The organism is Bacillus sp. GbtcB10, from assembly GCF_019091365.1.
Classification (GTDB): Bacteria; Bacillota; Bacilli; order Bacillales; family Bacillaceae; genus Bacillus; species Bacillus altitudinis.
The window spans coordinates 310974-337338 of record NZ_JAGXJP010000003.1 but is presented as its reverse complement, the minus strand read 5'-3'; the positions used below and the strand labels follow the sequence as shown (position 1 = coordinate 337338).

Sequence of the window (26365 nt, the reverse complement as noted above, 5' to 3'; positions counted from 1 at the left end):
TCTTATTCCTGAATTGGTTTTCATAGGAATAAGGCATTATATATGTAGATAGAAATTTTGTTGAAAGCGAGTTGATCCTGATTGGATCTTTTATCAATAAAAAATCCAACGTTTCTAAAAGGAATGTCAAATGCAGAATTAGAGGAGCTGAGTGCGGACATTCGCACGTTTTTAATTGAGTCGTTAGCGAACTCTGGTGGGCACATTGGTCCAAACCTTGGTGTCGTTGAACTTACTGTTGCACTTCACAAAGTATTTGACAGCCCGAAAGACAAATTTCTTTGGGATGTTGGACATCAGTCTTACGTTCACAAGCTGTTAACTGGAAGAGGCGCCGAGTTTGATACACTTCGTCAGTATAAAGGGCTCTGCGGGTTCCCTAAACGAAATGAAAGTGAACATGATGTTTGGGAAACTGGACACAGTTCAACCTCATTATCTGGTGCAATGGGAATGGCGGCAGCGCGTGACATTAAAGGAACAGATGAATACATTCTCCCGATTATCGGCGATGGTGCACTAACCGGCGGTATGGCGTTAGAAGCACTGAACCATATCGGGGATGAAAAAAAAGACATGATTGTGATCTTAAACGACAATGAAATGAGTATTGCGCCAAACGTTGGGGCGATCCATACAATGCTTGGCAGACTACGTACAGCTGGTAAATACCAATGGGTAAAGGACGAGCTTGAATACTTATTCAAGCGTATCCCAGCAGTAGGCGGGAAGCTTGCTGCAACAGCAGAACGTATCAAGGACAGTCTGAAATATTTGCTTGTCTCTGGTATGTTCTTTGAGGAAATGGGCTTTACTTACTTAGGACCAGTAGATGGACATTCCTATGAAGATTTGTTTGAGAATCTTGAGTACGCAAAGAAAACAAAAGGCCCGGTTCTCCTTCATGTCATCACGAAAAAAGGAAAAGGCTATAAGCCGGCCGAATCTGATAAGATCGGCACATGGCACGGAACAGGCCCATACAAAATCGACACAGGTGACTTTGTAAAACCGACAGCAGCTGCACCGTCATGGAGTGGTCTCGTCAGTGAAACCGTCAGAAAGCTGGCAAGGGAAGATGAGCGGATTGTCGCAATTACACCTGCAATGCCTGTTGGCTCAAAGCTTGAAGGGTTTGCAAAAGAATTCCCTGAGCGAATGTTTGATGTTGGAATTGCAGAGCAGCACGCTGCAACAATGGCTGCTGGACTTGCTACACAGGACATGAAGCCATTTTTAGCGATTTATTCAACATTCCTCCAAAGAGCCTATGATCAAGTGCTGCATGATATTTGTCGTCAAAATCTCAATGTGTTCATTGGAATTGACCGTGCAGGTCTTGTCGGTGCAGATGGAGAAACACATCAAGGTGTGTTTGACATTGCTTTCATGCGTCATATGCCGAATATGGTTCTCATGATGCCAAAGGATGAAAATGAAGGACAACATATGGTCAACACAGCCATTCAATATGATGATGGTCCAATCGCCATGCGCTTCCCGCGTGGAAATGGACTAGGCGTCAAAATGGATGAACAGCTGAAAACCATCCCAATTGGTTCTTGGGAAGTTCTTCGTCCCGGGAAAGATGCTGTCATTTTAACATTCGGTACAACCATTAAAATGGCGCTGCAGGCAGCAGAAGAACTGCAAAAAGAAGGTAAATCAATTCGTGTTGTCAATGCACGTTTCATTAAGCCTCTTGATGAAGGCATGTTAAATGAGATACTGTCTGAAGGTTTGCCAATTTTAACAATAGAAGAAGCGGTGCTTCAAGGTGGATTTGGCAGCAGCGTATTAGAATATATTCACGACAAAAAAGCGTCTCATATAAAAGTAGAACGTATGGGCATTCCAGATGAATTTATTGAGCATGGAAGTGTCGATGCGCTACTTGAGGAAATTGGACTGACGAAAACGCAGGTTGCTGAAACGTTACGTGACCTGCTTCCCGCAGCACCAAGAAAAGGAATTGGATCATGACATCAAAGAAAGAACGACTTGACGTTTTATTAGTCGAACAAGGACTAATGGAAACGAGAGAGAAAGCAAAACGCGCCATTATGGCAGGGATCGTTTACTCAAATGAAAACCGTTTGGATAAGCCAGGAGAAAAAATCGCTCGTGATACCCCGCTAACTGTGAAGGGGAATCCGCTGAAATATGTCAGCCGAGGTGGGCTAAAGCTCGAAAAGGCACTTCAAGAATTTGATTTAACCGTTGAAGGAAAGCTTTTAATTGATATCGGCTCATCAACAGGGGGATTTACAGATTGCGCACTCCAAAATGGAGCAGTCAAATCCTATGCTGTGGATGTTGGCTACAATCAGCTTGCGTGGAAATTACGACAGGATGATCGGGTGATCGTCATGGAACGCACCAACTTCCGCCATTCTGTTCCGGCAGATTTCACCGAAGGATTACCAGAGGTTGCATCTATTGATGTATCATTTATCTCGCTCAAACTCATTCTTCCCGCATTAAAGCATATTCTTATCCCAGGCGGCGACTGTATTGCACTAGTAAAGCCGCAGTTTGAAGCGGGCAGAGAGCTTGTTGGAAAAAAAGGCATTGTGCGAGAACCTTCTGTACATCTTGGTGTGCTAGAAGAAATGAATCAATTTGCTGCAAAAGAAGGCTATGATGTAAAGGATGTTTCGTTTTCACCCATTACAGGCGGAGATGGAAATATCGAATTTCTCCTCCACTTGGTCCTGCATCCCGATCAAGAAGAGAATACGGCACTTCCAGTATCTGAACTTGAAAAAGTCGTCAAAGAAGCCCATGCCGTATTGAAAGAAAAGAAAAACAGTCCTGAGCCGGCTGACACATGAATTATTGAAACAAAAGGAATAATAGCTCGCTATTATTCCTTTTAGATTGTTGACAAAGGGCTAAAATGAACTTGATTTTAGCCCTTTGTCTTCTTTTCAGCGTGATAGAAAACCTTTGCAGCCCTAGGAAGGACGAGTACTGGCGCGGAGCGAATTTGGCATTCGTGAGCACCAGAGCGCAGGACTGACAAAGAATGCGAGGGTTTGTCTACATGCTGAAAGGAATAATAGCTCGCTATTATTCCTTTTTACATGGTCAAAAGATCAGAATTGACCGTTTCTCACGTAATGCTTGTTTTTTGAAGTGTGCATCATATAACATAGAACGTAAAGACAAACTGAGATTCTAACGCCTAGGGGGGTCAAAATGAACAAAGGTCAAAGACATATTAAGATTAGAGAAATTATCGCAAGCCAAGAAATCGAAACACAAGACGAATTAGTCGATATTTTGAAAGCGGATGGATATAACATCACACAGGCGACCGTATCAAGAGATATCAAAGAACTGCATTTAGTCAAAGTGCCAACAAATAATGGAACATATAAATACAGCCTTCCTGCAGATCAGCGGTTTAACCCGCTATCAAAATTAAAGCGTTCCTTAATGGACGCATTTATTAAAATGGATGCTGCCAGTCATTTAATCGTTCTAAAAACAATGCCTGGGAACGCTCAAGCCATCGGTGCTTTAATGGATAATTTAGATTGGGAAGAAATTATGGGAACCATTTGTGGGGATGATACCATCTTAATCATTTGCCGCACGCCAGATGATACGGATACCGTTTCGTCTAAAATTTTAGAACTTCTATAAAGAGATCAGGTTTACAAAAAGAGGTGTCAAATGAGTGTTAGCAGAACTAACCATTAAAAACTTTGCAATCATTGAGGAGTTAACGGTTTCGTTTGAAAAAGGACTCACAGTTCTAACAGGGGAAACAGGTGCCGGAAAATCAATCATGATTGACGCTGTCTCACTTCTTGTAGGGGGAAGAGGATCATCCGAATTTGTCCGTTATGGCGAAAAAAAAGCAGAGCTGGAAGGTCTTTTTCTTGTACCAGCAGATCATCCTGTATTTGCCCTTTGCGAGGAGCAAGGCATTGATGCATCTGATGAAATGATGATTCTTCGCCGTGATATCAATCAAAGCGGGAAAAGCATTTGCCGCATTAATGGTAAGCTTGTCACCATCTCGATTTTAAGAGAAGTTGGCCGTCTTTTGCTTGATATACATGGACAGCACGATAATCAGCTGTTAATGGAGGATGAAAATCATTTGCATTTGCTTGATCAATTTGGAGCAGATGAAATTGCACCTGCTCTCTCGCAGTATCAAGAAGCGTATGATCAATATATGAAGACGGCGCAAAAACTCAAACAGCTGTCTGAAAATGAACAAGAAATGGTTCACCGGTTAGACTTATTGCAATTTCAGCTGGAAGAGATTGAAGCGGCACAATTAGAGCCTGGGGAAGATGAGAAGCTTCAAGAGGAACGTCATCAAATCAGCAATTTTGAAAAAATCTTTTCCTCGCTTCAAAATGCATATAATGCTCTGCGTAATGAGCAGGGAGGACTTGATTGGGTTGGGATGGCTTCAAGCGAGCTTGAGCAAGTTTCTGAAATCAACGACGATCTGAAAAAGCTCTCTGAGCAAGTGTCAAACTCCTATTATTTATTAGAAGATTCTACTTTTCAAATGCGCAGCATGCTTGATCAATTAGAATTTGACCCAGCCCGTCTTGATTTTATTGAGTCTAGGCTAAATGAGATGAAGCAGCTGAAGCGAAAGTACGGCACAACCGTTGAGGAAATTTTAGAATATGCGGCTAAGATTGAAGAGGAGATAGACCAAATCCAAAATCGAGACAGCCATTTGCAGACACTTAAAAACAAACTTGATGCGATAAGCCGGGATGCATTGCTTGAAGCGCTCAACGTGTCAGAGCTCCGTAAAAAATGGGCGAAAAAACTGGCGAAGCACATTCAAGCTGAATTGAAGGATTTATATATGGAGAAGTCTTCTTTTGATACCGCTTTTTCGATTCGATATGCACCTTTTGGCAGTACGGACTGCCCGCTTTTAGATGGAAAACCCGTACAGCTCGGGAAAAACGGCATAGATCAAGCGCAATTTGTCATTTCAACAAATCCGGGTGAACCGATGAAATCTTTGTCAAAAGTAGCATCTGGAGGAGAAATTTCACGTGTCATGCTGGCAGTGAAAAGTATTTTCTCAGCGAAACAAGAAGTGACGTCCATTATATTTGATGAAGTGGATACGGGCGTTAGCGGCAGAGTCGCACAAGCCATTGCTGAAAAAATTTATAAAGTAGCAGCAGGCTCACAAGTACTCTGTATTACCCATCTGCCGCAAGTCGCAGCAATGGCTGATACACATCTTTTTATTTCTAAACGCGCTAAAGCTGGCAGAACAATGACGAACGTCAAACCACTCAGTGATGATGAAAAAGTGAGTGAAATTGGCCGAATGATTGCTGGTGTAGAAGTCACTGAGCTCACAAAACAGCATGCAAAAGAATTACTGCACCAAGCAAATGATGTCAAAACGACAGGGTAGCTGAAACAACAGCTGCCTTTTTATATTGTCTCATATTCGCCGTATATACGCATGAAATCGTCTTTTTCTTTTATCAATTTATCCAATCATTTTCTAAAGGTGCCGGTTATAAATCCTCGCTAAGAAGGCAAAAGTAAAGATGTAGCCAAAACATTAATGTTCTGGTGTGGGTAAGGAGCGAGGAGAGTGAAAAATGAATGCCCGAAAAGATGAGAAAAGCCATTGGTGTGATTCTCCTTGTTTCTTTAATAAGTACAGGGTTTATGAGCATAGTGAAGGAATATATCAGCATTCCAACAACTGTCGCAGTATTTGAACACGAGAAGCATTCGATTGATACATCCATTGAAGCGTCAGCCAATGCTTCTTCACCAGCCTTTAGTCTTTCAGAGAAAAAGAATCAACTTGAAGTAACGGGACAAAAGGCGGGAAAAGCCGAAATTGTTTATGATTTTAAAGGATTTCCTATTAAGAAAACAAAAGTCGATGTTCTTCCCGAATTAAAAGTCATTCCTGGAGGACAATCCATTGGCGTCAAACTCCACTCTGTCGGAGTTCTCGTTGTTGGTTTTCATCAAATCACAACAGCAGACGGCAAAAAATCACCAGGTGAAGCTGCAGGCATTCAATCAGGGGATATGATCATTGAGATCAATGGTCAGAAAATGGAGAAGATGAATGACCTCACCCCATTTATTCAGAAAGCCGGAAAAACGGGGGAAACCCTTCATTTACTCATAAAAAGAGACCATAAAACCTTTCAAACGACACTAACACCCGCGAAAGATGCAAGTGAAGGTACTTATCGAATCGGTCTTTATATTCGTGATTCCGCAGCAGGAATCGGGACGATGACCTTCTTTGAACCATCTTCTAAAAAATATGGCGCCCTTGGGCATGTGATTTCTGACATGGATACAAAAAAACCAATCGTGGTCGACAATGGTGAAATTGTCAGATCAACTGTCACATCCATTGAAAAAGGGACAGGAGGCAACCCTGGAGAAAAATTGGCCAGGTTTTCTTCCGAAAGAAAAACGATAGGTGATATTTCACGTAACAGTCCATTCGGTATATTTGGTACGTTAACCGAAAAACTTGAAAATCATGTAGCAGACAAACCACTTCCAGTCGCATTATCAAATGAAGTAAAAGAAGGTCCAGCCGAAATATTAACAGTTGTGGACCATGATAAAGTAGAGAAATTTGATATTAAAATCGTCAGCACAACACCGCAAAAATTCCCGGCAACAAAAGGAATGGTGCTTAAAGTAACGGATGAGCGCTTATTAAGCAAAACGGGCGGGATCGTTCAAGGAATGAGCGGTAGTCCGATCATCCAAAATGGCAAAGTCATTGGAGCGGTCACTCACGTGTTCGTCAATGACCCGACAAGCGGATACGGCGTACACATTGAATGGATGCTGTCAGAAGCAGGAATTGACCTTTATCAAAAAAACAAAAAAGCAAGCTGATGAAAAACTGCCGCGAATCTTCCGGCAGTTTTTTTCTACCCTTTCTTTCTCTTCCATCATGTTATAAAATAAGGAAAAAGAGATTTTTCGACAAAATGGAAAACAGTGTGTTGTCAAATTGCAATAATCGTCGATTCATTAAGAAAAACGTAGAAAAAGCTAGATAATGCTCTATTATTCGGAAAATTAAACTTTTTTAAAGGGGATAGCATGGTTTTGTCGAATTGAACACTCAGAAGAGAAATGCAAAAGACTAAGGAATCGACATTGGGGAGGAAAGAACGTGGAGAAAATTAAAGTGTGTGTAGCTGATGACAATCGAGAACTTGTTGGCCTTTTGACAGAGTATATTGAGGGACAGGAAGATATGGAAGTACTTGGCGTGGCGTATAATGGTCAGGAATGTCTGACATTATTTAAAGATAAAGAGCCCGACGTTCTCCTCTTAGATATTATCATGCCTCATTTAGACGGTCTAGCTGTACTGGAACGCCTCCGTGAAAACAATGAAATGACCAAACAGCCAAGTGTCATTATGCTGACGGCTTTCGGACAAGAAGACGTAACGAAAAAAGCAGTCGATTTGGGCGCATCCTATTTCATTTTGAAACCATTCGATATGGAAAACCTCGTAGGTCATATTCGTCAAGTCAGTGGAAACGGCACACAAGTCAGCCATCGATCTTCATCTATCCAAAACAGTGTCCTTCGCAGCAAACCTGAACCGAAACGTAAGAACTTAGATGCGAGCATTACGACGATTATTCATGAGATTGGCGTGCCAGCTCATATTAAAGGTTATTTATACTTAAGAGAAGCCATTTCGATGGTGTACAATGATATTGAACTACTCGGCAGTATTACAAAAGTATTGTACCCAGACATTGCAAAGAAATTTAACACGACAGCCAGCAGGGTAGAACGAGCGATTCGCCATGCCATTGAAGTGGCTTGGAGTAGAGGGAATATTGACTCCATTTCGTCACTCTTTGGCTACACAGTCAGCATGTCAAAAGCCAAACCGACCAATTCCGAATTTATTGCCATGGTGGCTGATCGTCTGCGTTTAGAGCATAGAGCAAGCTAAGTCACCTTCCATAAAAAAACGTTTCTTCAATGAGGCGTTTTTTTATTGCCAAAAAATGGTTATATTGATAAAATCATCTTTAATGTTTAAATTGGACAAACGGGCTGCTTTATTTTCAGAATAAAATGAAAAATAAAGCATGAAAGAAATGAATAGGACATAAAATAGTGGTAATCAGCTATGCTAATCAATTGGCTTATAGAAGAAGAAAACGCTCATTCGTAAGAAAAAGGATGAGAGGAAAAGGTCTTATGTAATTAGTAAATAAAGTAAATGAGATCGAAAGTTCTATTTCTATTGACCTGATTGGTTGGCGTTTTAAAGTCACTGGCTTCTTAGAGATTGTGCCATTTGAACTGAATATTCCCATTGTCGAATTTAATAATTTTCACATTCTTTTACTATGCTATAATAATGAAAAGAAGAGGGTGAGGTTATGGGAAAGCTGAAAATCCACTCTGCTGAGGTTGCGAACGAAATTAGCAAGTGGACGAGGGTCATTTCTCAGAATGACCTAGAAAAATCTGCTGTCTATAAAGAGAAAATTCAGAATTTGCTAAAAAATACAGATGAGGATCGAGAAGTTCTTCTTTATTATCAGCTAGTCGACGGCAGACATGAAATGTTACTTGGAAATATTGAAAAAGCCAATCAGATTATGAAAAGTGTCGGAACGCTGGATGAAAAAGCAGATGACATTATTAATTTTTATTTTTACTTTTATAAAGGCCAATATGCTGCCTATGTCAAAAAATATGATGAGGCGATTAGTTTTTATAAGATTGCTGAGCAGCGTCTAAAACGTGTGAATGAAGATCTTGAAGTCGGAACTTTTCATCATAAAGTCGCTTCCATTTATTACGAACTGAAGCAAAATTTCATTTCCATTAATCATATTAAAAAAGCCATTGATACGTTTAAAGCGCATGAGGAATATACCGCACAGGCGATTGACAGCTTGATTTTACATGCAAGCAACTGTATTGATTTACTACAGTTTGATGAAGCTGAGGAAAAGTACCAAGAGGCACTTGAGAAAAGTAAGCGCATTAACAATGAAGTGCTGATTGGGAAGTGCTATCACAATTTAGCGGTTCTTTATTACGCAAAACATGATTATGAAAAAAGCGCACAATACGCTAAAAAAGGGATGAGCATTCAAATTCATCGCGACAATAGCCATTATTTCATCCAATCTTTATATGTTCTCGCAAATGCCTTAGTTCATTTAGGGGATCATGAGGCAAAAGAATATATTAAAGAGGGGATTCAATATAGCTGCGATATCCAAAATAATGAATATATAGTAAAATTTGAAATTTTGGATTTGATGTGCGAAAATAGTGGAGCAGCAGACGTATTCTCTGAAAAATTAGACTACATAGAAAAAAATAGATTATATGTGGAGCTTGAGGATTTGTCTGAACAAATATCGAAATACTTCAAGGAACGAAATGATTATCAAAATGCCATTCGTTTTCTTGAAAAGAAATTCGATGCACAAATACTTCAAAAGAAAGTGGAGGTTATCTTATGAAAAAGTTGTTGTTAGGTGTAACAATCGTTACAGCAGTCGCAGTTGTTTCTTCCCTTTTTGCTCTTGACGCAGAGACGACAGAGCAAGCCATCAGAGCGATTACGTGATCGAATTTACCTTTCAACCTCTTCTCTCTTATCAGAAGAGGTTTTTTTATGTGCTCAAACTGGCAAAACAAAAAAAGACACGTCATAATATAGGTAATCATCATATTTAGAGGTGGCATATGACGAAAATTTTTGCACATAGAGGGTTTAAAGGAAACTATCCAGAGAACACCATGATTGCCTTTGAGCACGCACTCCATTCTGGAGCGGATGGGATTGAGCTTGATGTTCAGCTCACCAAAGACGGCAGACTGGCTGTTATTCACGATGAAAAACTGAACCGAACGACCAATATGAAAGGGTTAGTGAAAGACTATACATATGAAGAGTTAAAAAGAGGAGATGCCAGTCATTCTTTCTATGAAGAAACGGGTGCGGTCACCATTCCTCTTTTAGAAGAAGTATTAGAGTTAGTGACGCAGAGATCATCCTTTATGATCAACATTGAATTAAAAAACTCTATTTATCGATATCCAGGGATTGAAGAAAAAGTAAAAGAGCAAATTGAGCACTTTCAAATAGAGGATCGAGTGCTTGTCTCATCATTTCATCACGGCAGCTTAGCTCTTTTTCACAAGCTGATGCCGCACATTGAACTGGCGGTCCTCACGATGGATGTGATTCATCAGCCGGAGATGTATTTAAAAACAATCCCGGCAAAGGGGTACCATCCGAATATAAAGGGTGCTGGGGTGACAAAAGAAGTTGTATCCGCTCTCCATGCGGACCAACAAGTGATCAGACCGTTTACTGTAAACAGTGAGAAGCAAATAAAAAATATGTTGACCTTGGGTGTTGATGGAATCTTTACTGATTTTCCTGATCGAGCCGTCAAAATAAGAGAAGAAATGAAATAAAGACCTGCTATCAACAGCGGGTCTTTTTCATGATTACCTTTGCTTAAAACGAGTTGTTACTTTATTTCGTTTACGGTCTCTATATAAAATAAATCCTGCAACAACATAAAGACCTCCCCCTAAAAATAACAACCCTGCAATTCCTTGCAGCCATAAATATGGAAATGGTGCAATGATGATGCCGAAAACAGTGTCACGCAGCAGCTTAATGCCAAGTGCTGCAAAGGCTCCAGGTATTAAAATAATCACTAATGCCAGTATTCTCCCCATCAAATGTCCCCTTAAACGTCATTTACTTCCATTGTCTAATTCAAAAAATATTTTGTCAAGAAAGGAAAACGTGGTAATATAGGTGTTGTGCAATTTTTTGCAACGGAAAAATATGGTGTGCAAAATTTTTCATATAAAGGGGTAACGGGATGCAGAGAGTCTTGATTGTCGGTGCAGGACAAGGTGGATCAGCACTGCTTGAAACATTGCTGAAAACAAATACGGTTCAAATCATTGCGATCGCCGACCTTGATCTCGAGGCACCGGGGATGGATGAAGCGAAAAAGAATGGAATTGAGACGACGACGGATTGGAAAGAATACATAAAAGATGACATTGATATCATCATTGAAACCACAGGCAGTTCTGCTGTACTGAAGGAACTAATTGAACAAAAACCAGAGCATGCTGTGATTGTGCCAAGCTCGATGGCATATGTCATGTCAGAATTAATGGCAGAGAAACAACAGCTTATTCAAATATTGAAGGAACAAACCTATAAACATGACCGCATTTTTAATGCAACGAATGATGGCATGATTTTTATTAATATGGATGAAGAAGTGGTCCTGTTTAATCGATCGGCTGCCAAAATGGTGGGGTGTTCGCAAAAGGATGCGATTGGCCGTCACATTCGAGAAGTGATTCCGAACACGAAACTTCCCGATATATTAAGGTCAAGGGAGCCGGAATTTAACCAAAAGCAATTTTTGAATCAGCAAATTCAAATTGTGACCACCCGTCTGCCGATTATTGATGACGCGGGGAGAATGTTAGGTGCTTTATCCATCTTTAAAGACATTACAGATGCGGTGGAGCTTGCGGAAGAAGTGACAAACCTCAAAGAAGTAAGAACGATGCTTGAGGCGATTATTCAATCATCAGATGAAGCCATATCGGTTGTCGATGAGCAGGGGAAAGGTATTTTGATCAACCGTGCTTATACGAAAATGACCGGTTTAACGGATAAAGAGGTCGTAGGTAAACCAGCTGGTGCTGATATTTCCGAAGGGGAAAGCATGCACTTAAAGGTGCTTGAAACAAGAAGACCTGTTCGTGGCGTCAGAATGAAGGTTGGTCCAAATAAAAAAGATGTCATCGTCAATGTAGCACCTGTTATTGTGGACGGCATTCTAAAAGGCAGTGTCGGCGTCATTCACGATGTATCCGAAATTCAATCATTGACGAATGAATTAAATAAAGCAAGACAGCTCATCCGAACACTTGAAGCAAAGTACACATTTGAAGACATTATTGGAGAAAGTGAACAAATGCTTGTCGCACTTGAGCAGGCAAAGCTGGGTGCAAAAACGCCGGCAACCATTTTACTCCGCGGAGAATCAGGTACTGGGAAAGAGCTGTTTGCACATGCCATTCACAATGAAAGTGATCGCAAGTACAACCGCTTTGTCCGTGTCAACTGTGCTGCCTTATCAGAAACTCTTTTAGAGTCAGAACTGTTTGGCTACGAGGAAGGAGCGTTTTCTGGTGCAAGGCGAGGCGGGAAAAAAGGGCTGTTTGAAGAAGCCAATCAAGGCAGCATCTTTTTAGATGAAATCGGTGAAATGACGCCAAGTACACAAGCGAAATTGCTGCGTGTCATGCAAGAAAAAGAAATTGTTCGGGTAGGCGGAACGAAAGCGATACCGGTCGATGTGCGTGTGATCACAGCGACAAATGTCAATATTGAAAAGGCGATGGCAGAAGGGAAGTTCAGAGAGGATTTATATTATCGAATGAATAGATACCCGATATCGATCCCACCGCTCAGACAGCGTCTCGAAGATATTGAATCATTAAGTAAACGCCTCATCCAGAAGATCAATTTAGACTATGGGCGAAACGTCAGCGGCTTAACAGATCGTGCGCTTCATAGACTTCGATCATATAGCTGGCCAGGCAACGTGAGAGAGCTTGAAAATGTGCTTGGACGAGCGATGATCTTTTTGAATCCGCAAGAAGAATGGATCGATGAAGCGCATATCGCCTTCATGGAGTCAGACGAGCATGAGGAAAAAGAGCAGCAGGAACTGGCTGTTAGTCAATTTGAGGGGGAGACGCTCTCGGATGCTGTAGAAGCATTTGAAGCGCAGCTGATCAAACAAACCCTTGAAAAACATCAATTCAATCGCACAAAAACAGCGAAAACATTAGGGATCAGCATTCGAAATCTTTACTATAAAATGGATAAGTATCAGCTTGCAAAAGATAGCATGCAGTAACATGCACGTAACCTGCAAGAAATTGCATGATTTCTTTGCAAAAAGGCTTATTTTTCACACATTTCAAGCTGGCACGGAACTTGCATATAAAAAGAGGAACCGAGCACAAGGAAAGGTGGGCAAGTATGAAGCTTGACGATCTGATTATCAAAGCCTCGCAGCTGCAGAATAAAACAGCGGCTGTGGCTCATGCAGAAGACGAAGAAGTGCTTCATGCCATCAAAATGGCAATCGAACGAAAAGTCGCTCGCTTCCTGCTGGTTGGAAACAAACGCAACCTAAAGGAGCTAGTCAAACAGCATGAGATCAATGAAGACTGGATAGATATTATTCATTCAGATTCACCCGAAGAATCTGCCAAAATTGCCGTTCAGGCAGTAAGTGAAAATCATGCAGATATTCTCATGAAGGGGCATGTCCCGACAGCCGTACTGTTAAAAGCTGTCCTAAATAAAGAATATGGGCTTCGGACAGCGAGTGTCCTTTCACATGTTGCAGCCTTCGAAGTACCGGGCTTTGACCGTTTTATCTATGTGACGGACTCTGCGATGAACATTGCGCCTGATTTAAATATGCTGAAAGAAATTACGGTGAATTCCGTTCAAGTCGCACAAGCTGTCGGAAATGATATGCCCAAAGTGGCGGTATTATCAGCGGTAGAAGTCGTAAACCCAGCGATGGATTCGACGCTCACAGCTGCAAGTCTTGCGCAAATGAATCGAAGAGGTCAAATTTCTGGCTGCCTGATTGATGGACCGCTGGCTTTAGATAATGCCATTTCTCAAACGGCAGCTTCTCATAAAAATATTACGAGTGATGTGGCTGGTCATGCAGATATTTTGCTTGTGCCGACCATTGAAGCAGGCAACATTCTTTATAAATCTCTCATCTACTTTGCTCATGCAAAAGTGGGAGCTGTGGTGGCAGGAGCGAAAGCACCGATTGCTTTAACAAGCCGGTCTGATTCAGCTGAAAGCAAGCTCTATTCAATTGCACTTGCCATCTGTACATCAAATTAAGTGAAAGTATTAGGAGGAATAGAAAATGGAACTTTTTAAATATATGGAACGATACGATTATGAACAGCTTGTATTTTGTCAGGATGAACAGTCTGGTTTAAAAGCCATCATTGCCATTCATGATACAACACTTGGGCCAGCACTCGGCGGAACAAGAATGTGGACATATGAAAATGAAGAAGCAGCTATCGAAGATGCCTTGCGTCTTGCAAGAGGTATGACTTATAAAAATGCGGCGGCAGGGCTTAACCTTGGCGGCGGTAAAACGGTCATCATTGGTGATCCGAGAAAAGACAAGAATGAAGAAATGTTCCGTGCTTTTGGCCGTTACATTCAAGGATTAAATGGCCGTTATATCACCGCTGAAGATGTCGGTACAACGGTAGAAGATATGGATCTTATCCATGAAGAAACAGACTTTGTCACAGGCATCTCTCCTGCATTTGGTTCTTCAGGAAACCCATCTCCAGTGACTGCTTACGGTGTATATAAAGGGATGAAAGCAGCTGCAAAAGCAGCATTCGGTACAGATTCATTAGAAGGAAAAACAATTGCCGTTCAAGGTGTTGGAAACGTGGCTTACAACCTATGTAAACACCTGCATGAAGAAGGCGCACAGCTTATCGTCACTGATATCAACAAAGACTCAGTTCAGCGAGCTGTAGAAGACTTCGGTGCAAAAGCGGTAGACCCTGATGATATTTATGATCAAGAATGTGATATTTACGCGCCATGTGCACTCGGTGCAACCATTAACGATGTGACGATTCCTAAACTAAAGGCAAAAGTCATTGCAGGTGCAGCGAATAACCAGCTGAGAGAAACACATCATGGAGATCTTATTCATGAAATGGGCATTGTGTACGCACCGGATTATGTGATCAATGCAGGCGGTGTGATTAACGTTGCAGATGAGCTTTATGGCTATAATGCCGATCGTGCAATGAAAAAAGTAGAAGGCATTTACCAAAACATTGAGCGAGTGATTGAAATCTCTAACCGTGATGCCATTCCAACTTATAAAGCGGCAGACCGATTGGCTGAAGAGCGAATTGAAAGAATGCGCAAATCAAGAAGCCAATTCCTGCAAAATGGTCAACATATTTTAAGTCGTCGCTAAATGGATGAATGAGTTGAAACGGAGGTTTTGTTTTTGCTGACAAAAGAATGGCGTATTCTCACGATTAATCCTGGCTCTACCTCAACAAAAATCGGTGTGTTTCATAATGAACGATCTATTTTTGAAACGACATTAAGACATACAGATGAGGAAATCAAGCAGTTTCCTCATATCATTGATCAATTTTCATTCCGTAAAGAAACCATTTTAAAAACACTGCATGAACAGGGGATGAACATCTCAAAGTTTGATGCAGTTTGCGCACGCGGTGGTCTGCTTCGCCCGATTGAAGGTGGCACATATGAAGTAAATGAGCAAATGGTTGAAGATCTAAAAGAAGGGTATGCTGGCCAGCACGCCTCTAATCTAGGCGGAATCATTGCCCGAGAAATTGCACTTGGTCTTAACATCCCAGCTTTTATTGTTGATCCCGTAGTCGTAGATGAACTACAGCCAATTGCTCGTATTTCAGGACTGCCAACAATTGAGCGGAAAAGCATTTTTCATGCGTTAAATCAAAAAGCAGTCGCAAGAAAAACGGCTGCTTCGTTTGGAAAACGTTATGAAGATTTGAACATGATCATTACCCATATGGGCGGCGGAATTACGATTGGTGTACATCAAAAAGGAAAAGTCATTGATGTGAATAACGGTCTTCATGGTGAGGGTCCTTTCAGCCCAGAGCGGGCAGGTACTCTCCCAACAGGTGACCTTGTCAATTTATGCTTTTCTGGTGAATATTCGCAAGAGGAAATGCTCAAACGCATTATTGGCGAAGGCGGTCTTGCGGGCTATCTTGGCACGACAGATGCAGTAAAAGTAGAGCGAATGATTGAAGCAGGCGATGAGCGTGCGGCGCTTATTTATGAAGCGATGTGCTATCAAATTGCCAAAGAAATTGGTGCGGCTAGTGCGGTCTTAAAAGGAGCTGTAGACGTCATTGTGTTAACGGGCGGCCTTGCCTACAGCAAACAAATTACGTCAAGCATTAGAGGATACATTGACTGGATTTCAGATGTTGTTGTGTACCCAGGTGAAAATGAATTGCAATCCTTAGCAGAAGGGGCGCTTCGCATTTTAAAAGAAGAAGAATCACCAAAAGAATACCCAAATGATCAAAAGGCGGAGAAAGGAGTGACAAGTCATGGCAACTGAATATGACCTCGTCATTCTTGGTGGAGGCACAGGCGGCTATGTAGCGGCCATTCGTGCCTCTCAACTTGGATTGAAAACAGCAGTCGTAGAAAAATCAAAGCTCGGTGGAACATGTCTTCATAAAGGCTGTATTCCATCTAAAGCGCTGCTTAGAAGTGCAGAAGTCTATCAAACGGTCAAACGTGCCGCTGATTTTGGCGTTGAAGCAAGCGGAATTGCCTTACAATTTGCAAGCGTACAAAAAAGAAAAACAGAGATTGTCGACAAATTAGCAGGCGGCGTCAAACACTTAATGAAACAAGGAAAAATTGATGTATACGAAGGAATAGGCCGTATCTTAGGCCCTTCGATTTTTTCGCCAATGCCAGGCACCATCTCGGTAGAAATGGCGAATGGCGATGAAAATGAAATGCTGATTCCTAAGCAGGTCATCATTGCGACTGGATCAAGACCGCGCGTCCTGCCCGGACTTGAAGCGGATGGAACACACATCCTTACATCAGACGAAGCACTTGAACTGCAAGAACTCCCTCAGTCCATGCTGGTTGTCGGCGGAGGCGTGATTGGGATCGAATGGGCTTCCATGCTTAACGATTTTGGCGTAAAAGTCACAGTGATCGAATTTGCAGATCGCATTTTGCCAACAGAGGATCAAGATATTTCTAAAGAAATGGAAAAGCTTTTAACGAAAAAGGGCATCACCTTAGTGACAAATGCGAAGGTTCTGCCAGATACTGCCGAAAAGCATGAGAATCTGGTCAAGATCCAAGTGGAACAAGGTGGAGACACTCAGTCGTTTGAAGCAGAGAAACTGCTTCTTTCAGTTGGCCGAGTGCCAAACGTGGAAGGCATAGGTCTTGAAAACACGGACATCCAGACAGAAAATCATGGCATTGTCGTGAATGAGCATTACCAAACGAAAGAGTCGCATATTTACGCAATAGGTGATGTCATTGGCGGTCTTCAGCTGGCGCATGTCGCATCACATGAAGGCATGATTGCAGTAGAACATATGGCTGGTCAAGATCCAAAGCCGCTTGATGAAACGCTCGTGTCTAAATGTGTGTACTCTCACCCAGAAACCGCTAGCGTTGGACTGACTGAACAGGCGGCAAAAGAGCAAGGCTACGAAGTCAAGATTGGGAAGTTTCCCTTTATGGCCATCGGAAAAGCGCTTGTATTTGGAGAGTCTGATGGATTTGTCAAAATCATTGCTGACCAAAAGACAGATGATATCTTAGGGATTCATATGATTGGTCCTCATGTAACAGATATGATATCTGAAGCTGGATTAGCCAAAGTATTAGATGCAACTCCGTGGGAAGTGGGGCAGACGATCCACCCGCACCCAACCTTGTCAGAAGCAATTGGCGAGGCAGCACTGGCTGTTGACGGAAAGGCGATCCATTTTTAATCAAGGAGGGAAACATGATGAGTAACATGCGTCATCAGGAATTAGGATTATCAGATGAACAAGCGATTGACATATATAGAACCATGCTTTTAGCAAGAAAAATTGATGAACGGATGTGGCTGTTAAACCGTTCTGGAAAAATTCCATTTGTCATCTCTTGTCAAGGACAGGAAGCGCAGCAAGTCGGTGCCGCTTTTGCCCTCAATAGGGAAGAGGATTACGTTTTACCTTATTACCGTGATATGGGGGTTGTCCTTGCATTCGGGATGACGGCGAAAGATTTAATGATGTCTGGTTTTGCGAAAAAAGACGATCCAAACTCAGGCGGGAGACAGATGCCAGGTCATTTTGGGCAAAGATCAAACCGAATTGTGACTGGATCATCGCCTGTGACAACACAGGTTCCTCATGCGGTTGGCATCGCACTTGCCGGGCGTCTAGAGCAAAAGAATTTTGTTAGCTTTGTCACGTTCGGTGAAGGCTCTTCAAACCAAGGAGACTTTCACGAAGGCGCCAACTTTGCTGCGGTGCATAAGCTGCCTGTTATTTTCATGTGTGAAAACAATAAGTATGCGATTTCTGTCCCGTATGACAAACAAGTGGCATGTGAGCGTATTTCAGATCGTGCAATAGGGTACGGAATGCCGGGTGTGACGGTTGATGGAAATGATCCGCTTGAAGTGTATGCAGCGGTCAAAGAAGCGAGAGACCGTGCGGCAAGAGGCGAAGGCCCAACATTGATCGAAACCATTTCTTACCGGTTAACTGCGCATTCAAGTGATGACGATGATTCTAGCTATCGAGAAAAAGAAGAAGTGCTCGAAGCAAGAAAGAAAGATCCGCTCATTCAATATGAAACGTACTTAATCGAAGGAAATGTCATGACTTCTGAAATGAAAGAAGAGATGACAAAAGAAATCATGCAAATCGTAAACGAAGCCACTGATGAAGCGGAAAACGCAGCTTATGCCGATGCAGAAAGCGCACTTCGTTACGTGTATGCGGAGTAAGGGGGAAGAAAAATGCCTGTTATGTCATATATAGACGCTATTACACTAGCGATGAAAGAAGAAATGGAGCGAGATCCGAAAGTGTTTGTGCTCGGAGAGGATGTCGGGAAAAAAGGCGGCGTATTTAAAGCAACAGCGGGTCTTTACGAGCAATTTGGAGAAGCGCGCGTCATGGATACACCTCTTGCCGAATCAGCGATTGCAGGTGTAGGTATTGGGGCTGCTATGTATGGAATGCGTCCGATCGCGGAGATGCAATTTGCGGATTTTATTATGCCAGCCATCAACCAAATCATTTCAGAGGCTGCAAAAATTAGATATCGTTCCAATAATGATTGGAGCTGCCCAATGGTCATTCGTGCTCCTTACGGGGGCGGCGTACACGGGGCGCTTTATCATTCACAATCGGTCGAAGCCATTTTTGCCAATCAGCCAGGCTTAAAGATTGTGATGCCTTCTACACCTTATGATGTCAAAGGGTTGTTAAAAGCCGCAGTGCGTGATCCAGATCCTGTATTGTTCTTTGAACACAAACGTGCATACCGTCTCATTAAAGGAGAAGTGCCTGAAGAGGATTATACGCTCCCTATTGGAAAAGCGGATGTGAAACGAGAAGGCGATGACATTACGGTCATTACATATGGCCTTTGTGTTCATTTTGCCCTCCAAGCAGCAGAGCGCCTTGCGAAGGACGGAATTTCTGCTCATATTCTCGATTTACGTACAGTGTACCCGCTTGATCAAGAAGCGATTATTGAAGCGGCATCAAAAACAGGGAAAGTACTCTTGTTAACAGAAGATACAAAAGAAGGAAGCATCATGAGTGAAGTAGCTGCCATCATTTCAGAGCACTGCTTGTTTGATTTAGATGCGCCAATTAAACGTCTAGCAGGACCTGATATCCCTGCAATGCCTTATGCACCGACAATGGAGAAATTCTTCATGGTTAATCCGGATAAGGTAGAAGCTGAAATGAGAGAACTAGCGGCGTTTTAAGAAAGAGGAGGGTTTCAAAGTGGCAACTGAACAAATGAAAATGCCTCAGCTTGGTGAAAGTGTAACAGAAGGAACCATTAGCAAATGGCTCGTTTCACCTGGCGATCATGTGAATAAATATGATCCGATTGCGGAAGTCATGACAGATAAAGTAAATGCAGAGGTTCCGTCATCCTTTACAGGAAAAATCACTAAACTAGCGGCTGCAGAGGGTGATACACTTCAAGTAGGAGAAGTGTTTTGTGAAATTGAAGTAGAAGGCAGTGCGCAGCAGAGTGCGAAAATAGAAGAGGCGCCTGCGCAAGATGAAGCACCAGAACCTGACCAAACAAGTGTGGATCAGAGTCAAAAGAAACGATACTCTCCGGCAGTCCTGCGTTTAGCAGATGAGCACGGAATTGATTTAGCGACTGTTCAAGGAACGGGAGCTGGCGGCAGAATCACAAGAAAAGATTTGCTGAAGCTTATCGAAAGTGGAGGCGCACAAGAAACGGCAGCACCTGTGAGTGAAGGTACGGGTCAACCAGAGCCTGCGAAGCCGTCACAAGCAAAAGCGGCTCCTTCCATCCCTTCAATGCCTGGAGATGTTGAACTGCCGGTCACACCGATTAGACAGGCGATTGCCGCAAATATGCTAAGAAGCAAGCATGAAATTCCACATGCCTGGACGATGATGGAAGTGGATGTGACAAACCTTGTGACAAGAAGAAATCAGCTAAAAGATCAATTCAAAGCAAAAGAAGGCTTTAATTTGACGTTCTTTGCATTCTTTGTCAAAGCAGTGGCTCAGGCCTTAAAGGAATTCCCTGAAATGAACAGCATGTGGGCTGGAGATAAAATTGTTCAAAAGAAAGCGATCAACGTCTCCATTGCTGTTGCAACAGATGACGCTCTTTTTGTCCCAGTGATTAAAGATGCGGATGAGAAAACGATTAAGGGAATCGCCAAAGAAATTCATGAACTTGCTTCCAAGGTCAGACAAGGCAAACTGAAGCAAAGTGACATGGAAGGCGGCACTTTCACTGTGAACAACACAGGATCATTTGGTTCGGTTCAATCAATGGGGATCATTAACTATCCACAAGCAGCCATTTTACAAGTAGAATCTATTGTAAAGCGCCCGATGATTGTAAATGGTATGATTGCCGCAAGAGATATGGTGAATCTTTGTCTTTCATTAGATCATAGAGTACTCGATGGTCTTGTATGCGGTAGGTTCCTGCAAAGAATTAAACAAATTCTTGAAGGCATTGACGAGCAGACGTCCGTCTATTAAGCTCATTTATATGTCCCCTTCTCACAATGAGAGGGGGATTTCCACATCAATCAGAAAGGAGCGATGAGATGTCTGGATTAGATTTCTTTGCTTTTCTTACGATTGGTCTGATGTTTATCACAGCCATTGCGTTCGCTTTTCTTCGGTATATTTCCAAATCACGCAATCATCCTGAACGCTTACTGCTCATCATATCGATCGTTTCAATCATTCAAATCGCCTATTGCTTGTTGATGATAGGTGGATTTAAAGGAGTCGCCAATAGTTTATTAGGCATTTCCCTTCTGATAGGTACACTGCTAGGGTATGCACTTGAATATTTATACAGACGTTATATCAAAAAAACGCCCGCATCGAAATGATGCAGGCGTTTTCTTTATTCTGCTGGAACGATAAAGGTCAAATGCTGTTTTAATACTTCAAGGGAAGAAGGAGCGGTCATGTATACTTCTCCATCTGTATCTGCATCCATTTTCTCTTTAGTATGAATATGAATGCTGGATGCTTGTATAAGAGACAGGTCACCTTTAAAATCCTCTAGCTCTTCACGGTTCATTGAAAAAATCTCTTTTAAAGCAGAGAAACTCGTATTTCTGCAAATTAAAATTTCGACTTTTCCATCATCAATTGAAGCATTTGGCAGATCTATTTTATTTGTACCGATAAAGTGCCCATTCATGACAAGGACAATCACAGCTTCTTCTTCCCAGTTTTCCTCTTCGGTTTCAATGCGTACGTAGAAAGGTTCTGTCTGCTGAAGGGTTCGAAGAGCGCTCGTGAAGTAGCTGATTTTTCCGAGGACAGCTTTTTCTTTATCATTAATATTGTTTGAGGTATCTGCGATGAGACCAATCCCCCAAAAATTTAAAAGGTATCGATCCTCTGCTTTGATTAAATCGACCTTTTTTTCAGTGCCATCTATCACCATTTGAGCGGCCTTTGGCATCTGCTGAGGGATGCCCAGCGTTCTAGAAAAGTCATTGCACGTCCCGCCAGGTAAGATCGCTACAGTCGGCCTTTTTTCTAAACCGCCAATTCCATTCATACATTCATGGACGGTTCCGTCTCCACCTAGTATAATCAGCAATTCAACCGACTCATCCATCTCACGGCAGAAATGATAGGCATCATTCGGCTGTTTTGTAGGCTTAAGGATGAGTTCATCAATATGTAAAGAAAGAAGAGGCACTGTTTGACCTAGTGTTTTTTCCATGTTTTTTTGTCCAGCATTTCCGTTATAAATGAGTATCGCTTTTTTGAATTGTGCCATCACGCAGTTCTCCCTTTCATCACTTTATTATCACTTTTCCCCAATTCCACAGGTCATAAACGACGTTTGAAAAAAGTGAAGGGGGCGAAACAAGACATTTGCCCGCCGGCGTTTTCCTTGATATGATGTAGTTAAAATGGTTTGGTACGTAGAAGGAGTGGACGGTTATGAATATTGATTTTAATTTATTTATGAATGATATTGTGAAACAAGCACGAGAAGAAATTAAACAGGCAGGCTATACGGAACTGACAACAGCTGAAGAAGTTGATGAAGCGCTAACGAAAAAAGGAACGACACTTGTCATGGTGAATTCAGTGTGCGGCTGTGCAGGCGGTATTGCTAGACCAGCGGCTGGTTATTCTGTTCATTACGATAAGCGTCCAGATCAATTGCTCACAGTGTTTGCTGGACAGGACAAAGAAGCAACCGCAAGAGCACGTGAATACTTTGAAGGCTTCCCGCCATCTTCACCATCATTTGCTCTATTAAAAGACGGGAAGATCATTAAAATGGTCGAACGTCACGAAATCGAAGGACATGAACCGATGGAAGTGGTGTCAAAACTTCAAGCCGCTTTCGATGAGTATTGCGAAGAAGTGTAACATGTTACTTTTGAATGAATCATTTAGAGGCAGTCCGGTCTTTTGATCGGTCTGTTTTTTTGTTTTACATGACATACGAATCAAAATAATTTTAGCAAAATACTATTGCATATCAAAAAGAAAGTGTTTAAAATACATTATAGTGAATAAATATTCAAATCTACTCATGATTTTAAATACTAGGAGGCATTATCATATGAAAAAGTGGTTATTATTACTTATGACAGCTGGTCTTGCAACTGCATTAGCAGCATGCGGAACTTCTTCTAATAATTCAAACGCATCAGGAGACGACAAAACACTCATTATGGCGACTTCAGCAGATTATCCGCCATTTGAATCAAAAGACGGTGATAAAATTATCGGTTTTGATGTCGACCTTGCTACAGCTCTAGCGAAAAAGAACGGCTATAAGCTAGAAATTCAAGATATGGACTTTGCAAGCCTCGTGTCAGCTCTTAAAACAAATAAAGCTGATATTGTGCTTGCAGGCATGACACCTACTGAAAAGCGTAAAAAACAAGTTGATTTCTCAGATGTTTACTACAATGCTGAAAACTTGGTTGTATCAAAAAAATCTAGCGGTATGAAAACAGAGAAAGATTTAAAAGACAAAACGGTTGGCGTTCAATTAGGTTCTATCCAGCAAGATGAAGCAAACGGATTGCAAAAGAAATATAACTTAACGGTTGAAGATCGTAATAAAATCTCTGATATCATTCAAGAAATTAAAGCAGGCCGTTTTGATGCAGCTATTATTGAAGATAAAGTAGCGGCTGGCTACTTGAAAAAGGAAAAAGATTTCCAAGCATTTGGATTGAATAGCTCAAACGAAGGTTCAGCCATTGCGTTCAAAAAAAATAGCGACTTAACAGCGAAATTCAATAGATCATTAAAAGAAATGAAGGATAATGGCGAACTTGATAAACTCATTAAAAAATGGTTTGCTGATGAAAAGTAAGTCAGGAAAAGGATCAGCGTCATTCATGAAAATCAAGTAGAAAGCGCTGAAAAGTTCAACATGTGTTGAACTTTTTTCCTGTTTTATTCTTTGATTTTATCTGAAGGAAAAAAAGGAGAATATCATGATGGATTTTAAAGATGTCATACCTCAGATGCCCTTTATTTTAGAAGGTCTTAAAGTAACGCTTTCTATTGTTGTGGTATCACTGTTCCTTGGTTTTATTTTAGGAATCTTATTAACGCTCTGTAAAATTAGTGTATTTAAGCCGCTTATCTGGCTAGCAGATTTTTATACGTCAATCTTCCGAGGCACACCGCTTGTGCTTCAGCTTTTGATTATTTATTTTGGTCTTCCCCAGCTGCTCGGCTTTCAAATTGATCAATACTGGGCAGCTGTAGCAGCATTTTCACTAAACTCGGCGGCGTACGTTTCTGAGATCATTCGTGCAGGAATCAATGCCATTGATAAAGGGCAAAAAGAAGCGGCCGTTGCTTTAGGTATCCCGTATGCTAAAATGATGAAGGACTTATTGCTTCCGCAAGCATTCAAAAATATTTCACCAGCACTTGTGAACGAAACGATTACACTGACAAAAGAATCAGCGATTGTCACAGTCATTGGACTGGGCGATGTCATGAGACGAGCTTATCAAGCAGGTGCCGTCACCTATAACTATCTTGAACCGCTTATTTTTGCGGGTCTCATCTATTATGTCATCGTGCTTATTCTTACCTTCGTCGGCAAATCGGTGGAAAGGAAGTTAAAATCAAATGATTAAAATAGAGAAACTCACAAAATCTTTCGGTAAAAATGAAGTGTTGAAAGGGATTGATACCACGATTAAAGAAGGCGAAGTGGTAGCTGTCATCGGGCCTTCTGGTTCAGGAAAATCAACATTTCTTCGCTGTATTAACTTACTTGAAAAACCGACTTCTGGAGTGATTACGATTCAGGGGACGGAAATTACCAATCCAAAAACAAATGCATTAAAAGTGCGCGAGAATATTGGTATGGTATTTCAGCATTTTCACTTATTCCCGCACAAAACAGTGCTAGAAAATATTACGTATGCGCCAATGAATGTAAAGAACCAATCGAAGGAAGACAGCATCAAGCAGGCAGAGGAGCTTTTAAAAAAGGTTGGACTTTTAGAGAAAAAAGATGATTATCCGAACCGGCTGTCAGGTGGTCAAAAGCAGCGTGTCGCCATTGCACGTGCCCTTGCGATGACACCAGACATCATGCTTTTTGACGAGCCGACGTCTGCTCTTGATCCAGAAATGGTAAAGGAAGTATTAGAGGTCATGAAAGAGCTCGCTCAATCTGGGATGACGCTGATGATCGTCACACATGAAATGGGCTTTGCAAAAGAAGTGGCAGACCGTGTGATCTTTATGGATGATGGGAAAATTGTAGAGGATGCCAATCCTGTAGAATTCTTTGAATCTCCGTCTTCACAGCGTGCTCAAGATTTCTTACAAAAAATATTATAATGAAAAAAACGAGGAGGAGACTTAACATCTCCTTCTTTTTTTGATTATAATGGGGAAAGTAAAAAAAGTTCATCATTTCACAAAAGTAGACAGAAAAGAGTGAATCACATCATGTTTAAAATCGGCTACCGAACGCTGAAAACAGCATTAGGAACAGCTCTAGCCATTTACATTGCACAAATGCTCGGTCTGCAAAACTATTCAGCTGCCGGCATTATTACGATTCTTTGTATTCAGGTGACGAAAAAAAGGTCACTCCTCGCATCTGGGGCCCGCTTTGCCGCATGCAGTCTTGCCATCTTATTTTCTTATTTATTTTTTGATCTGATTGGGTATCATCCTTTTGTCATTGGACTGATGCTGCTCGTCTTTATTCCAACAACGGTCTTGCTTCGGATTAAAGAAGGGATTGTCACAAGTTCAGTGATTATCCTTCATTTGTATATGTCTGGAGGCATTACGCTTCATCTCATCTGGAATGAGCTTTTACTCATCACCATTGGTGTAGGGGTCGCACTCATTATGAACCTGTATATGCCTAGCGTTGATAAAAAGCTGAAACAATACAGTGAACAAATTGAAGCGAATTTTGCGAAAATCTTTGAAGAAATCGAGCAATATTTAATGACCGGAAAACAAGACTGGACAGGAAAAGAAATTCCAGAGACGCATCAATTGATTAAAGAAGCGAAGGCTCTTGCATACCGTGATGTTGAAAACCATGTCTTAAGACATGAAAATCTGTATTATCATTATTTCAACATGAGACAAAAGCAATTTGAAATCATTGAGCGTGTGCTTCCGAAAATTACGTCCATTTCTGTTACAACGGAGCATGGGCAAATCATTGCAGAATATATTAGAGATTTACGAGAACATATTCACCCAGGGAACACGGCGCATAAGTTCTTAAGACGCCTGATTGATATGAAAGAAGAGTTTGATGCACTGCCGCTTCCGCAAACACGTGAAGAATTTGAAGCTAGAGCCGCACTCTTTCATTTTCTCGGGGAAATGGAACAATATTTGGTGCTGAAAAGTTATTTTAAAGGGATGAAAGAATAAAGAC

At 41.6% G+C, this 26365-nt stretch carries 24 protein-coding genes; 22 read left to right on the top strand and 2 right to left on the bottom strand.

Going from position 1 to position 26365, the window contains the following annotated elements:
• Window positions 1-81 precede the first annotated feature (81 nt).
• The 8 genes from dxs (at window position 82) to KVT11_RS11805 (ending at window position 10482) form a co-directional block, all read left to right on the top strand.
• Complete coding sequence (gene dxs / locus KVT11_RS11840) at window positions 82-1983, top strand: 1-deoxy-D-xylulose-5-phosphate synthase (RefSeq protein ID WP_007501165.1); 1902 nt, start codon at window positions 82-84, stop codon at window positions 1981-1983.
• The gene (locus KVT11_RS11835) at window positions 1980-2834 is read left to right on the top strand and encodes a TlyA family RNA methyltransferase (protein ID WP_007501164.1); all 855 of its coding nucleotides are present in this window, start codon (window positions 1980-1982) and stop codon (window positions 2832-2834) included. The genes dxs and KVT11_RS11835 overlap by 4 nt, the downstream gene beginning before the upstream one ends.
• Window positions 2835-3201: 367 nt before the next feature.
• Window positions 3202-3651, top strand: coding sequence for a transcriptional regulator AhrC/ArgR (gene ahrC, locus KVT11_RS11830; RefSeq protein WP_007501163.1), 450 nt, complete (start codon window positions 3202-3204; stop codon window positions 3649-3651).
• A gap of 34 nt (window positions 3652-3685) precedes the next feature.
• The gene (gene recN, locus KVT11_RS11825) at window positions 3686-5419 is read left to right on the top strand and encodes a DNA repair protein RecN (RefSeq protein ID WP_025207605.1); all 1734 of its coding nucleotides are present in this window, start codon (window positions 3686-3688) and stop codon (window positions 5417-5419) included.
• Window positions 5420-5616: 197 nt separating this feature from the next.
• Window positions 5617-6894 carry a SpoIVB peptidase gene (spoIVB, locus tag KVT11_RS11820; protein WP_007501161.1) on the top strand — a complete coding sequence of 426 codons (1278 nt, stop codon included), beginning with the start codon at window positions 5617-5619 and terminating at the stop codon, window positions 6892-6894.
• 283 nt (window positions 6895-7177) lie between these two features.
• The gene (gene spo0A / locus KVT11_RS11815; RefSeq protein ID WP_008342226.1) at window positions 7178-7981 is read left to right on the top strand and encodes a sporulation transcription factor Spo0A; all 804 of its coding nucleotides are present in this window, start codon (window positions 7178-7180) and stop codon (window positions 7979-7981) included.
• Between the two features lie 436 nt (window positions 7982-8417).
• A complete protein-coding gene (locus KVT11_RS11810) occupies window positions 8418-9518 on the top strand; it encodes a Rap family tetratricopeptide repeat protein (protein WP_007501159.1) in 1101 nt (366 codons plus the stop codon).
• Window positions 9519-9744: 226 nt separating this feature from the next.
• Entirely contained in the window at window positions 9745-10482 is a 738-nt protein-coding gene (locus KVT11_RS11805; RefSeq protein WP_035390781.1) for a glycerophosphodiester phosphodiesterase, read from the top strand.
• A 33-nt stretch (window positions 10483-10515) separates the two neighbouring features.
• Here KVT11_RS11805 and KVT11_RS11800 read toward each other — a convergent pair whose 3' ends face one another.
• Entirely contained in the window at window positions 10516-10752 is a 237-nt protein-coding gene (locus KVT11_RS11800) for a DUF2627 domain-containing protein (RefSeq protein ID WP_017357960.1), read from the bottom strand.
• Between the two features lie 149 nt (window positions 10753-10901).
• Here KVT11_RS11800 and KVT11_RS11795 point away from each other — a divergent pair, with 149 nt between their 5' ends.
• From KVT11_RS11795 to KVT11_RS11755, 9 genes are all read left to right on the top strand, one after another.
• Window positions 10902-12974 (top strand): sigma-54 interaction domain-containing protein, encoded by a 2073-nt coding sequence (locus KVT11_RS11795; RefSeq protein WP_017367572.1) that lies wholly within the window; start codon window positions 10902-10904, stop codon window positions 12972-12974.
• Between the two features lie 125 nt (window positions 12975-13099).
• Window positions 13100-13993: a phosphate butyryltransferase gene (gene yqiS, locus KVT11_RS11790; protein WP_008342231.1), complete on the top strand. Its 894-nt coding sequence runs from the start codon at window positions 13100-13102 to the stop codon at window positions 13991-13993.
• 25 nt (window positions 13994-14018) lie between these two features.
• On the top strand, window positions 14019-15113 hold the full coding sequence (gene bcd, locus KVT11_RS11785) for a branched-chain amino acid dehydrogenase (RefSeq protein ID WP_007501155.1): 1095 nt from the start codon (window positions 14019-14021) through the stop codon (window positions 15111-15113).
• A 33-nt stretch (window positions 15114-15146) separates the two neighbouring features.
• A complete protein-coding gene (gene buk, locus KVT11_RS11780) occupies window positions 15147-16268 on the top strand; it encodes a butyrate kinase (RefSeq protein ID WP_017357958.1) in 1122 nt (373 codons plus the stop codon).
• Window positions 16258-17682 carry a dihydrolipoyl dehydrogenase gene (gene lpdA / locus KVT11_RS11775; protein WP_116307126.1) on the top strand — a complete coding sequence of 475 codons (1425 nt, stop codon included), beginning with the start codon at window positions 16258-16260 and terminating at the stop codon, window positions 17680-17682. Before buk ends, lpdA begins: the two co-directional genes overlap by 11 nt.
• Window positions 17683-17699: 17 nt before the next feature.
• Window positions 17700-18692 (top strand): thiamine pyrophosphate-dependent dehydrogenase E1 component subunit alpha, encoded by a 993-nt coding sequence (locus KVT11_RS11770; protein WP_017367570.1) that lies wholly within the window; start codon window positions 17700-17702, stop codon window positions 18690-18692.
• A 12-nt stretch (window positions 18693-18704) separates the two neighbouring features.
• On the top strand, window positions 18705-19688 hold the full coding sequence (locus KVT11_RS11765) for an alpha-ketoacid dehydrogenase subunit beta (RefSeq protein ID WP_007501148.1): 984 nt from the start codon (window positions 18705-18707) through the stop codon (window positions 19686-19688).
• 19 nt (window positions 19689-19707) lie between these two features.
• A complete protein-coding gene (locus tag KVT11_RS11760) occupies window positions 19708-20964 on the top strand; it encodes a dihydrolipoamide acetyltransferase family protein (protein ID WP_116307124.1) in 1257 nt (418 codons plus the stop codon).
• A gap of 68 nt (window positions 20965-21032) precedes the next feature.
• Window positions 21033-21326: a YesK family protein gene (locus tag KVT11_RS11755; RefSeq protein WP_008342236.1), complete on the top strand. Its 294-nt coding sequence runs from the start codon at window positions 21033-21035 to the stop codon at window positions 21324-21326.
• A gap of 14 nt (window positions 21327-21340) precedes the next feature.
• Here KVT11_RS11755 and KVT11_RS11750 read toward each other — a convergent pair whose 3' ends face one another.
• Window positions 21341-22234, bottom strand: a complete 894-nt coding sequence (locus KVT11_RS11750; protein WP_116307122.1) for a YegS/Rv2252/BmrU family lipid kinase — start codon at window positions 22232-22234, stop codon at window positions 21341-21343.
• 167 nt (window positions 22235-22401) lie between these two features.
• On the opposite strand from KVT11_RS11750, the gene KVT11_RS11745 reads away from it, so the two are divergent.
• The 5 genes from KVT11_RS11745 (at window position 22402) to KVT11_RS11725 (ending at window position 26361) form a co-directional block, all read left to right on the top strand.
• On the top strand, window positions 22402-22839 hold the full coding sequence (locus KVT11_RS11745) for a BrxA/BrxB family bacilliredoxin (RefSeq protein ID WP_007501138.1): 438 nt from the start codon (window positions 22402-22404) through the stop codon (window positions 22837-22839).
• A gap of 196 nt (window positions 22840-23035) precedes the next feature.
• Window positions 23036-23800 (top strand): transporter substrate-binding domain-containing protein, encoded by a 765-nt coding sequence (locus KVT11_RS11740; RefSeq protein ID WP_116307121.1) that lies wholly within the window; start codon window positions 23036-23038, stop codon window positions 23798-23800.
• A 127-nt stretch (window positions 23801-23927) separates the two neighbouring features.
• Window positions 23928-24581 (top strand): arginine ABC transporter permease ArtQ, encoded by a 654-nt coding sequence (artQ, locus tag KVT11_RS11735; protein ID WP_008342239.1) that lies wholly within the window; start codon window positions 23928-23930, stop codon window positions 24579-24581.
• Window positions 24574-25296, top strand: coding sequence for an arginine ABC transporter ATP-binding protein ArtM (gene artM, locus KVT11_RS11730; RefSeq protein ID WP_017357952.1), 723 nt, complete (start codon window positions 24574-24576; stop codon window positions 25294-25296). The genes artQ and artM overlap by 8 nt, the downstream gene beginning before the upstream one ends.
• A gap of 111 nt (window positions 25297-25407) precedes the next feature.
• A complete protein-coding gene (locus tag KVT11_RS11725) occupies window positions 25408-26361 on the top strand; it encodes an aromatic acid exporter family protein (RefSeq protein ID WP_007501130.1) in 954 nt (317 codons plus the stop codon).
• The last annotated feature ends 4 nt before the right edge of the window (window positions 26362-26365 follow it).

What these genes read in the sequence shown, in the direction of transcription:
- KVT11_RS11835 (WP_007501164.1), top strand. Translation starts at nt 1,980, where the DNA reads ATGACATCAAAGAAAGAACGACTTGACGTTTTATTAGTCGAACAAGGA.
- ahrC (WP_007501163.1), top strand. Translation starts at nt 3,202, where the DNA reads ATGAACAAAGGTCAAAGACATATTAAGATTAGAGAAATTATCGCAAGC.
- spoIVB (WP_007501161.1), top strand. Translation starts at nt 5,617, where the DNA reads ATGCCCGAAAAGATGAGAAAAGCCATTGGTGTGATTCTCCTTGTTTCT.
- KVT11_RS11810 (WP_007501159.1), top strand. Translation starts at nt 8,418, where the DNA reads ATGGGAAAGCTGAAAATCCACTCTGCTGAGGTTGCGAACGAAATTAGC.
- KVT11_RS11805 (WP_035390781.1), top strand. Translation starts at nt 9,745, where the DNA reads ATGACGAAAATTTTTGCACATAGAGGGTTTAAAGGAAACTATCCAGAG.
- KVT11_RS11800 (WP_017357960.1), bottom strand. Translation starts at nt 10,752, where the DNA reads ATGGGGAGAATACTGGCATTAGTGATTATTTTAATACCTGGAGCCTTT.
- KVT11_RS11795 (WP_017367572.1), top strand. Translation starts at nt 10,902, where the DNA reads ATGCAGAGAGTCTTGATTGTCGGTGCAGGACAAGGTGGATCAGCACTG.
- yqiS (WP_008342231.1), top strand. Translation starts at nt 13,100, where the DNA reads ATGAAGCTTGACGATCTGATTATCAAAGCCTCGCAGCTGCAGAATAAA.
- bcd (WP_007501155.1), top strand. Translation starts at nt 14,019, where the DNA reads ATGGAACTTTTTAAATATATGGAACGATACGATTATGAACAGCTTGTA.
- lpdA (WP_116307126.1), top strand. Translation starts at nt 16,258, where the DNA reads ATGGCAACTGAATATGACCTCGTCATTCTTGGTGGAGGCACAGGCGGC.
- KVT11_RS11770 (WP_017367570.1), top strand. Translation starts at nt 17,700, where the DNA reads ATGAGTAACATGCGTCATCAGGAATTAGGATTATCAGATGAACAAGCG.
- KVT11_RS11765 (WP_007501148.1), top strand. Translation starts at nt 18,705, where the DNA reads ATGCCTGTTATGTCATATATAGACGCTATTACACTAGCGATGAAAGAA.
- KVT11_RS11755 (WP_008342236.1), top strand. Translation starts at nt 21,033, where the DNA reads ATGTCTGGATTAGATTTCTTTGCTTTTCTTACGATTGGTCTGATGTTT.
- KVT11_RS11750 (WP_116307122.1), bottom strand. Translation starts at nt 22,234, where the DNA reads ATGGCACAATTCAAAAAAGCGATACTCATTTATAACGGAAATGCTGGA.
- KVT11_RS11745 (WP_007501138.1), top strand. Translation starts at nt 22,402, where the DNA reads ATGAATATTGATTTTAATTTATTTATGAATGATATTGTGAAACAAGCA.
- KVT11_RS11740 (WP_116307121.1), top strand. Translation starts at nt 23,036, where the DNA reads ATGAAAAAGTGGTTATTATTACTTATGACAGCTGGTCTTGCAACTGCA.
- artQ (WP_008342239.1), top strand. Translation starts at nt 23,928, where the DNA reads ATGGATTTTAAAGATGTCATACCTCAGATGCCCTTTATTTTAGAAGGT.
- artM (WP_017357952.1), top strand. Translation starts at nt 24,574, where the DNA reads ATGATTAAAATAGAGAAACTCACAAAATCTTTCGGTAAAAATGAAGTG.
- KVT11_RS11725 (WP_007501130.1), top strand. Translation starts at nt 25,408, where the DNA reads ATGTTTAAAATCGGCTACCGAACGCTGAAAACAGCATTAGGAACAGCT.